The organism is Paludisphaera soli, assembly GCF_011064595.1.
In the GTDB taxonomy this organism is placed as follows: domain Bacteria; phylum Planctomycetota; class Planctomycetia; order Isosphaerales; family Isosphaeraceae; genus Paludisphaera; species Paludisphaera soli.
The window spans coordinates 102,530-116,001 of record NZ_JAALJI010000008.1; the positions used below are offsets into that span (position 1 = coordinate 102,530).

The 13,472-nt window shown below is 70.1% G+C and carries 11 protein-coding genes; 7 read left to right on the forward strand and 4 right to left on the reverse strand.

All coding sequences use genetic code 11. The features are described 5' to 3' along the window. Window positions 1-596: 596 nt before the first annotated feature. From G6O68_RS12780 to G6O68_RS12800, 5 genes are all read left to right on the forward strand, one after another. Complete coding sequence (locus G6O68_RS12780) at window positions 597-2,111, forward strand: sensor domain-containing diguanylate cyclase (RefSeq protein WP_165248292.1); 1,515 nt, start codon at window positions 597-599, stop codon at window positions 2,109-2,111. Window positions 2,112-2,512: 401 nt separating this feature from the next. Next, window positions 2,513-3,130, forward strand: coding sequence for a hypothetical protein (locus G6O68_RS12785; protein WP_165248294.1), 618 nt, complete (start codon window positions 2,513-2,515; stop codon window positions 3,128-3,130). A 506-nt stretch (window positions 3,131-3,636) separates the two neighbouring features. Next, on the forward strand, window positions 3,637-5,274 hold the full coding sequence (locus G6O68_RS12790) for a 2-isopropylmalate synthase (protein WP_165248296.1): 1,638 nt from the start codon (window positions 3,637-3,639) through the stop codon (window positions 5,272-5,274). A gap of 92 nt (window positions 5,275-5,366) precedes the next feature. Then, entirely contained in the window at window positions 5,367-5,570 is a 204-nt protein-coding gene (locus tag G6O68_RS12795; RefSeq protein WP_165248298.1) for a hypothetical protein, read from the forward strand. Window positions 5,571-5,713: 143 nt separating this feature from the next. Then, the gene (locus G6O68_RS12800) at window positions 5,714-6,313 is read left to right on the forward strand and encodes a PEP-CTERM sorting domain-containing protein (RefSeq protein ID WP_165248300.1); all 600 of its coding nucleotides are present in this window, start codon (window positions 5,714-5,716) and stop codon (window positions 6,311-6,313) included. Window positions 6,314-6,400: 87 nt separating this feature from the next. Here the strand turns inward: G6O68_RS12800 and G6O68_RS12805 are convergent, their stop codons facing one another. The 3 genes from G6O68_RS12805 to G6O68_RS32790 all read right to left on the reverse strand — a co-directional run bounded on the left by G6O68_RS12805 (window position 6,401) and on the right by G6O68_RS32790 (window position 10,979). Beyond that, complete coding sequence (locus tag G6O68_RS12805) at window positions 6,401-8,248, reverse strand: M48 family metallopeptidase (RefSeq protein ID WP_165248302.1); 1,848 nt, start codon at window positions 8,246-8,248, stop codon at window positions 6,401-6,403. A gap of 135 nt (window positions 8,249-8,383) precedes the next feature. After that, on the reverse strand, window positions 8,384-8,992 hold the full coding sequence (locus G6O68_RS12810; protein WP_165248304.1) for an SMI1/KNR4 family protein: 609 nt from the start codon (window positions 8,990-8,992) through the stop codon (window positions 8,384-8,386). 91 nt (window positions 8,993-9,083) lie between these two features. Next, window positions 9,084-10,979 carry a M20/M25/M40 family metallo-hydrolase gene (locus G6O68_RS32790; protein WP_240911159.1) on the reverse strand — a complete coding sequence of 632 codons (1,896 nt, stop codon included), beginning with the start codon at window positions 10,977-10,979 and terminating at the stop codon, window positions 9,084-9,086. 399 nt (window positions 10,980-11,378) lie between these two features. On the opposite strand from G6O68_RS32790, the gene G6O68_RS12820 reads away from it, so the two are divergent. Together G6O68_RS12820 and G6O68_RS12825 are read left to right on the forward strand one after the other, a co-directional pair. After that, window positions 11,379-12,242: an Ig-like domain-containing protein gene (locus G6O68_RS12820; protein WP_165248306.1), complete on the forward strand. Its 864-nt coding sequence runs from the start codon at window positions 11,379-11,381 to the stop codon at window positions 12,240-12,242. A gap of 92 nt (window positions 12,243-12,334) precedes the next feature. Continuing rightward, a complete protein-coding gene (locus G6O68_RS12825; RefSeq protein ID WP_165248308.1) occupies window positions 12,335-12,478 on the forward strand; it encodes a hypothetical protein in 144 nt (47 codons plus the stop codon). Window positions 12,479-12,505: 27 nt separating this feature from the next. On the opposite strand, the gene G6O68_RS12830 is transcribed toward G6O68_RS12825, so the two are convergent. After that, window positions 12,506-13,456 (reverse strand): SDR family oxidoreductase, encoded by a 951-nt coding sequence (locus G6O68_RS12830; protein ID WP_165248310.1) that lies wholly within the window; start codon window positions 13,454-13,456, stop codon window positions 12,506-12,508. Window positions 13,457-13,472 lie beyond the last annotated feature (16 nt).

Below are 13,472 nucleotides of genomic sequence, written 5' to 3' on the forward strand. Positions count from 1 at the left end.
CGAGTACGAAGATAGACGTCCTCTCGGCTTCCGGGTTCGGGTCCGTCGACGGTCTGCTTCGCCGATGGGAAGCTTTCCGGTGCGACGGTGCGGGGGAGCCGCGCCACCTGGGCTCGGCCTCCCGGTGATCCCGCCACCGGACAGCGACGGGAGACCTCCGGGTGGCACGGGTTCGGAGACCCCGTGCCACCCGGCCGTTCGGGCAACAGGGGCGCGCCTCCTAATGGTCGACGACGTCGAATCGGCCGGGACCGAGTCGGTCGCGGAGCCGGTCCAGCAGCGCGAGGAGGATCGGGGCCTTATGGAGGCCTGAGGTCATCTGGGCCGTCCCGGGAGGATGGACCGCGTGGAGCGACCGGGGGCCCGCCGCTTCGGCGACGCCCCGCCGTGCGTCCGGGTCGGCCGGGATTCTGGTTGGATCGCCGTCGGAAGCGTACGACGACGGGTGTCGTGACCTAGAATACCTGCAGAGAACGGCGAGTGGGCGGGACGTTCCCGAGACCGCCGAAATTGTCCTCCTCCTCGCCGGGTCCTCCATCCTCCGCAAGCGGCGTCCCCAGGGGTGGGGGGTTGCGGGACGTGAGAACGGTGCCGTCGTGACCGAACCGCGCGTCCAAATCACGAACCGGAAACCCGTCCGATGGTTGGATCGGCAGCAGCAGGCGCTGGCCGACATCAGCCGATTGTGGCGGGAGTACGGGGGAGATCTCGAACGGACGATCCGAGGGGTCACCGAGGCCACCTCGTCCGCGCTCGGCATCGCGCGGGTGAGCTTCTGGCGGTACAACAGGGCGAAGCGGACCATCGTCTGCGAGGACCTCTACGAGTCGGAGTCGAAACGTCATTCGAGCGGTATGCGATTGCCGGCGGGGCGAAGTCCGGCGTACTTCAAGGCGCTCGAATCCGAGGAGGTGATCGCCGCCGTCGACGCGCGGGCCGACCCGCGCACCTTCGAATTCGCGGATTCCTACCTCGGGCCGCTGGGCATCGGGGCGCTGCTGGACGCGCCGGTCCGCGTCGACGGCCGGCTGGCCGGCGTGCTCTGCCTCGAACACGTGGGCGGCGTGCGGGAGTTTCGGGACGACGAAGTCCGGATGACCACCTATCTGGCCGACATGATCGGGGCGTTCCTCACGGTCGGCGACTGGTGCGGGGGGCAGACGGGGCGCGGCCGGGCTTTCGGGCAGCTGCTCGCGGCGGGGGAGAAGCTTGAGGAGCTGATCCGGGACGAGATGGCTGTCTGGCGGATCCTGTTCGAGCAGTCGCGAGACGGGATCGTCGTGCTCGACATGGATGGCCGCGTGGTCGCGGCGAACAAGATGTATTCCCAGCTCCTGGGCTACTCGGAGGACGAGATCCACGAGCTGAGCGTGTGGGATTGGGACCTCGTCTTCGAAAGGAAGCAGGTGCGTGAGAAGCTCCGGTCGGTGAACGCGTCGGGCGATCACTTCGAGTCCCGGCACAGGCGGAAGGACGGGACGGTCATCGACGTGGAGATCAGCACCAACGGGGCCCTCTTCAAGAACCGGAAGCTGATCTTCTGCTTCGTCCGGGACGTGACCGAGCGCAAGCGGGTCGAGGAGCGGCTTCGCGTCCTCGCCACGACCGACGGCCTCACCGGCGTCGCCAACCGCGTGGAATGTTCCAGGAGGCTGGCGGGGGATCTCGAGCGGGCCAGGAGATACGACTCCCCGTTCTCGCTGATCCTCTTCGATCTCGATCATTTCAAGCAGGTGAACGACAACCACGGTCATGACGCGGGGGACCGGGTCTTGCAGAGCTGCGCGCGGCTGGTGGTCGACAGCATCCGCCGCGTCGACGTCGCGGGGCGCTGGGGGGGCGAGGAGTTCCTAGTGCTCCTCCCGCATTCGAGGCTGGACGCGGCGGCGAACGTGGCCGAGAAGATCCGGCAAGCCATCGCCCAGCACCGGTTCGACGAGGTCGGCTCGGTCACGGCCAGCCTCGGCGTGGCGGAGTTCTCCCGGCAGGACGATTCCAAGTCGTTGCTCAGGCGTGCGGACGAGGCGCTCTACCGGGCGAAGGCCCGGGGGCGGAATTGCGTCGAGGTCGCCCCGGCGAAGGAGCGGGACCTCCGGTGGTTCGCCTCGTGAGTCCAGTAGGGCGGGCGCCGCCCACCTCTTCGTTCCGGACTTGGTGGGCAAAGCCCACCCTGCCCAACTCCGCTTCGGGCCGGGCTTTCCAGGTCCCGCGCTCGACCCTGAGGTCGTTCTCCGTCGCCTTCGCCCTCGACGCCGGAGGCACCCTCGACGAGACGGCCGCCGAGTTCATGGCCTAACGCTCCTCCCTGCCGGCGACGGCAGCTCGTTCCGACAGCCCATCGGCCACCGCCGGTAATCGTCCCCGTGCGAATCCCGGGATCGGTCGTCGCTCCTCGCCGAGGCCCTCGCATCGAGTCGCCCGCCGGATGGATCGCCGTGACGGGTCGTGATAGGGTGATTCGGCGGCGGATCGGTCCGGGGAAGGGGATCGAACGCCAGAAGGACCAGCGCCGATGCCGATCACCTACATGCCGCCGAAGGGCCAGATCTGGGGCCATGGGGTCGGGCGACTCTCGGCCTGGCAGCTCTTCGAGCGCTCCGAGCGTTTCCTGCGCGAGCGGGCCTTGATCCTCGACCCCGGGGAGACGGAGTGGAGGGTGACCTGCGAGGCCGGATCGTCCGATGCGGTCACGGCGGCCTTCGACGCCTCGCCGCTCGTCGCCGGCCAGGGGGAGGATGTCGAGATGTCGACCCCCGACGGCAGGACCCTGCGATTCGTGACGCGAAAGCTGCCAGCGGCGTCGCTCGGGGACGCGGTGCGGTGGCTGGAGGCGCTGGAGCCGGAGTTGCGCGGCCGGGGCGACGTCCGCGATTTCAGCCTCGATCAACACGTCGTGTTCCGGTGGAGGGCCTCGCCGGGCGGCGCGGATGCGGTACCCGGGATCTATGCTTCGACCTTCGGCGTCTGCTACGCCCGCCCTCGCTGCGTCACCACTTGCTTCGCCTTCGCATCCGTGGAGCACTATCGCGAGATCAAGCGCTACCTCCAGGAAATCGGGCTCGTCGCCCTCTCCGACAAGCACGTCCGCCCGAAGAAGGCGATGGCCGAGGCCCCTCGGGAGGCGACCTGACGCCGCATCGACGCAACTCCGACGCATCGATTGAAAGGCCCGGGGGACCGACCGCGGGCCGGTCGCCGCGTTGGGGCCGGCGGGGCGACCGCCGCGAAGGAAGAGCGACGCCCTTGACCGCGAAGCCCAGTCCGCCTAGGATCGTACCGGTCCATCATGCCGATGCGACCGATCCCGGAGCCGCCCGAATGATCCTGTCGCTCACCAGCCTCGACCTCCTCCTGCTGGGCCTTCTCGGCCTTCAGGTCGGGTCGTCTTAGGGCTGGCGAGCTTCTTCGATAAAGTCGAACAGCGAAGCCCCGAGACTCACCCGAACGGTGGATCTCGGGGCTTCTTCGTTTTCGACGACCGGCCCCGACCACCTCCGACCGGGCGTCCCGACCTCGCTTTCGCCTTTGCGGGCGGACCGAGAAGCGGCGTACACTGAATGCAGCGATTCGCGCGGGCCCACGTCGCCTCCCAACGACCGCGGCCGCGCCCGGAACGAACAAGGAACGAGCCCAGCCATGACCGCCCCCGACCCGACGGCCGCCCCCCCGACGAACCCGAGCCCCGCCGCCCCCGAGGCCGAGACCGGCCGCGACCGCGTCCGGATCTTCGACACCACGCTCCGCGACGGCGAGCAGTCGCCGGGCGCGAGCATGAACCTGGGCGAGAAGCTGGAGATCGCGCGGGCGCTCGCCGGGCTGGGGGTCGACGTGATCGAGGCCGGCTTCCCGATCGCCTCGGTGGGCGACTTCGAGGCCGTCCGGGCCATCGCCGCCGAGGTCGCCGGCTCGACCGTCTGCGGCCTGGCCCGCTGCAACGACCGCGACATCGACCGCGCGTGGGAGGCCGTTCAGTTCGCCCAGAAGCCGCGGATCCACGTCTTCCTGGCCACCTCGCCGATCCACCGCGAGCACAAGCTGCGGATGAGCCGCGAGCAGGTCGTCGAGCGGGCCGTCGCCGGCGTACGCCGGGCCGTCGCGCTCTGCAAGGACGTCGAATTCAGCCCCGAGGACGCCGCCCGCACCGAGCCCGAGTTCCTGCGCGAGGTGATCCGGGCGGTCATCGACGCCGGCGCGACCACGGTGAACATCCCGGACACCGTCGGCTACCTGATGCCCGGCCAGTACGCCGCCATGATCGCCGACCTGATCGCCAACGTCCCCAACATCGGCCGGGCGGTCGTCAGCACCCACTGCCACGACGACCTTGGCCTGGCCGTCGCCAACAGCCTGGCCGGCGTCCAGGCCGGCGCCCGGCAGGTCGAGTGCACCATCAACGGCATCGGCGAACGCGCCGGCAACGCCGCGCTGGAAGAGGTGGTGATGGCCCTGCGGACCCGCCACGACTACTTCGGCGTGGACACGACCATCAAGACCGAGCGGCTGTATCCCGTCAGCCGGATGCTCTCCTCCATTACCGGCCTGGCCGTCCAGCGCAACAAGGCGATCGTCGGCCGCAACGCGTTCGCGCACGAGTCCGGCATCCACCAGGACGGCATGCTGAAGAACCGTTCGACCTACGAGATCATGCGTCCCGAGGACGTCGGCGTCCCCCAGACCGACCTGGTGCTGGGCAAGCACTCGGGCCGCCACGCCCTGCGCGACCGGGTCGTCGAGATGGGCTACACCCTGAGCGACGAGCAGGTGGAGGTCGTCTTCAACGACTTCAAGGCGCTGGCGGACAAGAAGAAGGAGATCTACGACGAGGACCTGGCCGTCCTGATCGAGAAGCACCTGGGCGACGCCGTCCCCGCCTCGTGGCAGCTGCTGAGCCTGCACACGACGGCCGGCACCAGCGTCCTCCCCACGGCCACGGTCTCGATCAAGCGCCCGGACGGCGAGATCGTCCAGGACGCGGCCATCGGCGACGGCCCGGTCGACGCGATTTTCAAGGCCGTCGAGCGCGTGACCGGCGTCCACGCCAACCTGCACGAGTTCGTCGTCCGCAGCGTCAGCCAGGGGAAGGACGCCCAGGGCGAGGTGACCCTGGAGCTGGAAGTCGAGAGCGGCGAGGCCAGCTTCCGCGGCCGCGCCGCGTCCACCGACATCATCGAGGCCTCGGCCCTGGCCTACCTCAACGCCGTCAACGCCATCAGCGCCCGCAAGGACCGCACCGACGTCCGCGAGGTCGTCGGCCGCCCCGGCGCGGGGCTGTAACGGCGATCGCCCCCGGCCGATGACCCGGCCGGGGGCTCCAGGCCCGGTCGACCGTGCACCGCAGCCGAGGGCGGAGAACCATGAGACCTCCCATGAGCCCGCCCTGGCCGGTTCAAGCGATCGCCCTGGGGGCCGTCGGCTTCGTCCTGATCTATCCCTTCCTCGGGCGTCGTAACGACTGGATCGGGCGGTTGGTGCTCGGGGCCCTCTTCGCATTCGCCTTCGCCTTGTGGGCGGCGATCGCCTGGAGGTGGACGACGCGGGCCCTCGAATGGTGGCGAGACCGGCCCGCATGACCGCCGGCCCGGCGCGCCAGGCAGCGATTGTGGTTTAAAATCGACTGCCTTGATCGGAAGGCAAGGGAGTGGTCTCATGCGCCTGCCTCGGGCCCCGTCGCGTCCGAGCCATTTCTCTCGTCTTCATCTGGGGGGTCCTCTCCATGGCCCGATTCCGAACCTTCGCCATTCCGATCCTGATCGCACTCGGGGCCTTGGGCGGCCCGACCGCCTGTGCGGAGCCGGTCCTGTACACTTTCAGCGGGGTCGGGAGCGGCGAGCTGGGTGGGGCGTCGTTCACCGATTCCGCCTATACGTTCTCCGTACTCGCGGACACGGACGACATCGACGAGATCTCGTTCGGCGCCGACTCCTCGGTCATCCTGGACATGACCGCGACGATTGAGATCGCCGGCCTCGGGCTCGCCACGATCACCGATCCCGTCTTCGTCTTCGTCAATCGGGCCAACACGGCCGTCGGGGTGGGGGACTACAACGCCGCCGATTACGTGAACCTGACGTCCCCGCTGCTCGCGTCCTACTTCCTGGGCACGCCCTTCGGCCCGCTGACGGCCCCGATCACTTACTTCAACGTCTCGCTCCTCGCCACCGATGCGGGGCGGCTGAACCTGACGTCCTCGGGCGACGGGGTCTTCCAGGCATCCCTCCGGAGCGTCCCCGAGCCTGCGAGCATCTCGGCGCTCGGGCTCGGCGTGGTCGGCGTCCTCGCCTTCGCGCGGACTCGGCGGAGGCAAGCGGCCTGATCCTGGTCCGAGATCGGCGTCGCACCGGCTCGGCTAGGTCCGACGAGGAGCGTCGCCGTCTTCGTCCACGGCGGCGATCTTCGCCCCTCAAGTCGTCTCGGCGTCCGCCTGCTCCCGCTTCGCCTTCCGCCAGGCGGCGGCGGAGAGGTAGCGGCCGTAGTAGGACTCTATGGCCTGGATCGCCTCCACCTGGAGGGGGGCGAAGGTCTTGGTCGGGATCTTCGCCACGTGCCGGCCGTCGCGGTCGTAGTTGATGACGAGCGTGGGGCCGTCGAACATCATGCCGGCGACCTCGGAGAAGGCGATCCCGTCGGGCCAGGCGGAGTAGTGGAGGGCGATGCAGTCGAGGACGAGCGTCCCCTTCTTGCCCTCGAACGTGCGTTCCGGGAAGCTTCGGACGACGATCTCGCGCTCCTCCTCGCTCTCCGGGAGCAGGCGGTAGGGGAGCGTCGCCTCGTGCACGTCGCGGAACTTCTCCTCGAATTCCCGCCACTGGGCGCGTTCGATCTCCTCGGCGTCGTCGATCGCGTCGTACCAGCGGCCGTCGCCGGGCGAGGCGACGAGCGTCGAGACGTCGTGCGACCGGATCGGCACGCCGACGGCTTCAAGGCGCTGGGCCAGCGGCGGGTGGCTGTCGAACGGGTGGACCGTCGCGAGTTCGCCGAGGGCCGGGTTCGAGGCGAACGAGACCGCGTGCTCGGCGAACCCTCGCTCCAGCCGGGCCGAGATGTCGGCCGTCTCCAGCGCGTGCTGCCGGCCGAACAGGTCCTGCTGGATCCTGCCCCGGTAGTCCGAGTACGCCGAGATTCGCAGCAGCGCGGAGGCGAGGTCGCGGGGGGTCGTCGTCTCGGCCGCGATCACGTCGGCGCGGAACTCGCGCTTCCGGCTCTGCTCGCCCAGCGAAAGCTCGAACAGCGCCCGGAAGGCGTTCAGGAAGAGGTAGACGGGCACCGCGATGGGGTTCTCGGAGAGCGATTTGAGATACAGCCCGAACCGGGCGAGCAGGGGCCCGGTCTTCTTGGAGTAGAGCGTGTCATTGCCGCTGAAGTGGGCCATCTCGTGGGCCACGACGGCGTCGGCCTCCGCGCCGGACATCTGCTTCAGGAGGGCGAGGCTGACGTAGAGCGTCCGGCCCCGGCAGACCTCGCCGTCGACGTGGACCGGGCCCTCGGTCACGAAGAAGTTGTCGTCGACCCCCACAATGACGTTGTCGGGCGGGGCCGTGCCGACCTTCTCGGCGATCGCCCGCAGGTCCTCCCAGAGTCGCGGCGAGCCCGCCGGGTCGAGGACCTTCCCCTCGACGTGGAGGGTGGAGTCCGGTTTCTGGAAGATCGCCTTGATCACCGTGATCGCCCCGGCCAAGGCCAGGAATCCGGCGACGCCGACGATCTTGATGGAGTAGAAGTTGAACCAGAGCGCCGTCACCCAGAACGAGAGGGCCAGGATCAGGACGCCCGAGACGATCGCCTGCGCCGCCCCGTAGACCCGCAGGACCTGCCAGCCGATCGCCAGGGCCCGATACTGCGCCCGCTGCGACCACCGCGAGGCCACGACGCAAAGCCCCGCGATCACGAACACCACCAGGCCCCCGACGATCGACTGCGCCGACAGCCGGATCATCCAGCGGAAGGTCGCGAAGTAGAAACGCACCGTCGAGTCGAGATTGAACTCGTCCGCCAACGCCTCGATCTGGATCAGCTCCGAGAGCGGATGCTCCTCGAAGAACGCGACGGCCTTCGCCCGCTCCTCCTCCGTCAGGCTCGCGTCCGCCCGGAGCCCCGCCAGGATCCCGTCGCGCGCCTGGGCGTCGTATCGCGCCTGGGCGTGCAGGAAGAACGCCAACGCCAGCACCGGGATCAGGAACGCCAGCACGCCCGGCAGGACGTACGTCTTCACGAACCCGGCCTTCGAAAAGTCCCGCGCCGCGTCGCTCATGGATCGCCCCGCCGTCGTCGCCCGCCGCCCCGTCGGGCCCGTCGCCCGAAAACGTCGCGATCTTACAGGCGTCATTCGCGCGGCACAAGGACATGATGAATCGATGCGAGCGATTCGAAGCCCGCCGCCCCTACCTCAGCCCGAGTCCGAGTCGTCGTCGTACGTGACGGGCTCCAGCCTCGCGAGGAATTCGTCGAGGTCTCGCGCGACCAGGTACAGGCTCTCGTATCCGGCGGGCTTGGCGGGGAGACGGCCGGCGCGTCGCCTCTCCAGGTAGTCCTCGATCCGGGGGTGGAGGGCGGGGAACATCCGCCGGAACTCCTCGTCCGGCCAGAGCGAGCGCTGGTCGGCGTCGAGGAGGTAGACGCTCCCGTCGTCCGGCCCTCCGCAGCGGACGACCACCATACAGAACCCCCACGTAGCCTTTGCGACCGCGACGAACTCCGGGGCCAGCCCGGCGGCGTCGGTCGCCCACCGGACGTCGTAGACCTGGGCGTCGGGGGCGGCGCGACCATAGAAGAGGTCGACGCCGCACGTCTGGCCGACCGGCGTGATCGGCTCCAGGAAGTCGCACTTCGCCTCGCCGATCATCGCCCCGAACTCCAGCAGGAACGAGCGGTACGCGGCGGGGAGCCGCAGGCCGCGATCCCGCTCGAACGAGCTGACGAACTCCTCGGTCGCGGCCACCCGCCAGGGCGCCGGCGCGTAGCCAAGGGACTGGAGCTTGGCGGAGATCGGATCCATCGTTCGGCCTCCGGTTCATGGGCTCCCCGGACCTCCGGCTCCTCTTCCCCGGAGGGGAGGGGCGTCGGGGTCCGGGGCGCCGCCGGCGTGGTCAGGGGGCGGCGACGGCCGCGGCGCGGACCTCGGGGCGGGCGGGGGTCCGGGCGGGCTTGCGGGGGAGCTTCTCGTCGAGCATCGCCGTGTTGTAGACGAACGCGGCCATGATGATGGACGCCTGCTTCAGGTCGTCGGCCTGGGCCCGGTCGTAGACGTCCATGTTCGAGTGGTGGGTGCGGGTGTCGTACTCGACCTCGTCCTGGATGAACTGGAAGCCGGGCAGGCCCACGGCGTCGAACGGCAGGTGGTCGGTGCCGCCGGTGTTGGCGATCGAGAGGGTCTGGGCGCCCATCTCGCGGAACGGCTGCAGCCACTTGCGGAAGATCGGCCGGACCGCCTCGTTCCCCTGCAGGTAGACGCCCCGGATCTTGCCGGTGCCGTTGTCGAGGTTGTAGTAGGCGGAGAGCTTCTCGTACTCGGGCTTCGTCTCCTCCTTGTCTTCGGCCGTCGCCTCGGGGGCGTCGGGGCCGGGGCCGCCGAGGCCCTGGCGTTCGGGCCGCTTGCGGAAGTGCTCGTCGACGTAGGCCTTCGAGCCGAAGATCCCCTGTTCCTCGCCGGTCCAAAGGGCCAGGCGGATCGTCCGCCGGGGCTTGAGGTCGAGCGCCTTGAGGATGCGGACGGCCTCCATCCCCACGGCGCAGCCGGCGGCGTTGTCGGTCGCGCCGGTGCCGCCGTGCCAGGAGTCCAGGTGGCCGCCGAGCATGACGATCTCATCCTTCAGGTCGGTCCCGGGGATCTCGGCCACGGTGTTGTAGGCGTTCAGGTCTTCCTCGTGGAACTCGACGGCCAGTTCGACGGTCATCTTCAAGGTCTCGCCCTTCGCGAGCATGCGGACGAGGCGGTTGTAGTGCTCCTTCGCCATGACGAGCTGGGGGATCGCCTTCGGGGCGTCCTTCTCCCAGACCGAGACGCGACGGGGAAGCGGCGCGGCTCCCTCGCCGCGAGGCTCGCCCGGGGGCGGGCCGGGGATCGACGCCGACTGGACGAACAGCGTGCCGCCGTCGCCGCTCCGGCTGGGATCGATCAGCAGGGCGGGACCTTCCCCGGCCAGGAACCGCTGGCGCTTCGACGCCAGCTCCATCTGCGCCCGCATGTCGGCGGGGAAGGTGCGGGCGGGGGCCGGCGGCGGGGTCGCGGCCGTCGCCGGGGGGACGCCGGGCGCGGCGGGTTCGGCGGGGGGGGAGGCCGGCGGGGCGGGGGGGCGAGGCCGCCCGCCGCGGCCCGCGCCGGGCTCGGCGGCGTCGGCCAGGTCGAGCAGCTCCTTGTCGGTCTTGCGCGAGGCGAGGGGCTCGAACCGGGCGGGGACGTCGGGGGTCGGTCCGGTCAGGACGATCTTCCCCTGGAGCTTCCCCTTGTAGCGTTCGAAGTCGGCCTCGGTCTTGACGTCGAGGTGGACGACCTCGGCGGTCAGCACGCCGTCGAGCGAGGGGGACCAGGCCTTGGGCACGGCGATCAGGGGGATGCACTGGGGCTCCGTCACCTGCGCCGAGAACCGCTTGAGGGTCCATCCCCGGCCGAACGGGCCCCAGGGTTCCAGGTGGGCGTTCTCCAGGCCCCACTTCGTCAGGGCGTCGCGGGTCCACTCGTTGGCGCGCTTGAGGGCGGGCGAGCCGGTGAGCCGGGGGCCGATGACGTCGGTCAGGGTGCTCAATGTCGCCATGACCTCCGAGCGCTTCTCGCCCTCTTCCTTGATGCGGTCGATGGGGTCGGCGGGGGGCTTGGGGGTCTCGGGCTTGGCCTCGCCCTCACCCGCCGGCTTGGGGGCGTCGTCCGTCTTGGCCTCGGCCTGGGCGGGCGGGGTGGGGACGGGGGCCTGGGCCGACGAGCGCGGGATGATCCCGAGCAGGCCCACGGCGGCGAGCGCCAGGGCCGTTCCGCGGATGCGAAGCATGAGCGTCCTCCAAGGGGGTCGATCGAACGGGCGGATCCGGAAGGGAAGAAGATGGGGGCGGGACGCGAAGGGCGGGGGAGGGGAGCCGGGCCGCGCGAGCCGCGAAGGCCATCATAGCAGGGCCCGTCGGGCGATTCCCAGGGCCCGCCGACGAGGCCGAGTCGCCGCGCCTCGCCCAAGTCGCTCTAGGCGGGATCGCGGGCTTCTGGTAGAGATCCCGCCTGCCCGAGGCCCGATCGCGGACTTCCGGGCGACATCTCGCGAAGATCGAACGAATTCCCCGGGCGGGGGGCCGGACGCCACGTCTTCTTCCGGCGACCCTCGCGCCCCGTCGACGGCCGGCGCGGCCGGACCTTTCCGACCGCGCGTCGCGACGTATCCGCCAAGGAGACTGGTGTGATGGACCGCCGCCGATTCATTCCCGGGCCGGAAGGCATGGAGACCCGGATGATGCTCTCCACGGCGACCACCGCCAACCCCGTCCCGACCAACGCCGCGTCGACCACGGCCGCCGGCAACGTGCCCTACACGATCCAGCAGAAGCTGGAGCGGATCGACCGGATCCCGATCAACATGCGGGCCACCGCGCCCAACCGGGTCCTGCCGCAGTCGCTGATCGGCGGGATCCAGGACGGCATGCGTCAGACGATCAGCACCCTGGGCGCGGCCGCCCCGGAGACGATCGAGACGTTCAACGGCGTCCTTCGCGACGTCGTCAGCCGGCCCTCGCTCCGCGCCCAGGACGCCCGGGCGCTGAACAACGCGTTCACGCAGGTCCTCGTCTCGGCGGGGGCGTCGACCGAGGCGATCGACACGATCGCGACCAACCTGGAATCGCTGGCGACGACCGTCAACACGTCGCAGGGGCTGCCCGTCTTCCTCACGACCAACGACTACGCGCTGGTCCTGCAGATGACCCTGATCGTCGGCCGGCCGATGCCCGCGCCCGCCGCGCCCACGATCGCCCGGGACTCCGGCACCCAGGCCGACCCCCGCACCAACATCTCGAGGGTGGCCCAGCCGACGTTCGTGGGCTCCTACGAGTCACGCGCCCAGCTGCAGATCTTCGACGACGCCAGCGGCGAGGTCTACGGCGAGGCCCAGTCGGGGACGAACGGCCGCTACTCCATCACGTTCAGCCGGCCGCTCGACCTGGGGACGTACCGCCTGCGCATCCGGGCGCTCGACGAGATGGGCCACGTCGGCCAATCCAGCGGGGTCTTCACCCTAAGGATCGTCGAGCCCCGCGGCCCGCAAGGTTGACTCGGGTTGCATCCGGGGCGGGGCGATGGCATAATCGCCTCTCTTCGAAACGGGTTCGAATCGAGATTCCGGATAGAAACGGGCAGGGCGCCATGAAGTCCAAGACGAAGAATCGCAAGAGCAGCAAGTGGCGGAAGAAGGCCAATTCTTCGCCCATCGCCAAGGGCCGCCGCCCCAAGTTCCACGGCGTCCGCAGCCCCCGCAAGCGCAAGCACCTGGGCGGCAAGGGCCTCTGATCGAGGCCCCGGCCCCCGGCCGGGGCGTCAGGCCTCGTCGAATGAGGCCACCGTGCGTCGCAGGCCTTCGGCGAAGTCGACCGAGGGCCTGTACCCCAGCTCCCGCTCGATCAGCTCCAACCCGGCGAGCGAATCGCGCACGTCCCCCGCGCGGGGCGGGAGCAGCTCGGGCTCCAGGTCCGTCCCCAGGATCTGGTTGAGCGCGGCGACCAGGTCGAGCAGGCTGACCCGCCTGCCGCCGCCGACGTTGAACGCCCGGCCCTGGATCGGCGCCTCCCGCCGCATCGCCAGCAGGTTCGCCCGCACCGCGTCGGCGACGTAGGTGAAGTCGCGCGTCTGGAGCCCGTCGCCGTAGATCCTCGGCCGCTCGCCGCGCGACATCGCCTTGATGAACAGCGAGATCACGCCCGAGTACGGGCTCGACGGGTCCTGCCGCGGCCCGAAGACGTTGAAGTAGCGCAGGCTCACGGCGTCCAGCCCCATCGTCCGCGCGTAGACCCGGACGTAGTGCTCCCCGGCGAGCTTCCCCGCGGCGTACGGGCTGAGCGGGTCCGGGACCATCGTCTCGACCTTCGGCAGCGTCGCGGACTCGCCGTACGCGCTGCTGGACGCGGCGAACATCACCCGCCGTACGCCGGCCCGTCGCGAGGCCTCCAGCACGTTGAGCGTCGCCGTCGGCCCGCTCGCGTGCGAGGGGAGCGGCTCGGCCACCGACCGGGGCACGCTGGGGATCGCCGCCTCGTGGAAGACGTACGCGGCCCCCTCGACGGCGCGCTCGCAGGCCGAGAAGTCGGACGCGCTCGCCTCGATCAGCTCGACGCGCTCGCGTACCGGTTCAAGGTTCGACGCCCGGCCGGTCGACAGGTCGTCGAGCACGCGGACGCGATGTCCTTCGGCCAGCAAGGCCTCGACGAGGTGGGAGCCGATGAACCCGGCGCCGCCGGTGACGAGGATCAGTTCATTCTCGGTTCGACTCATGCAGTCCTCAAAAGGG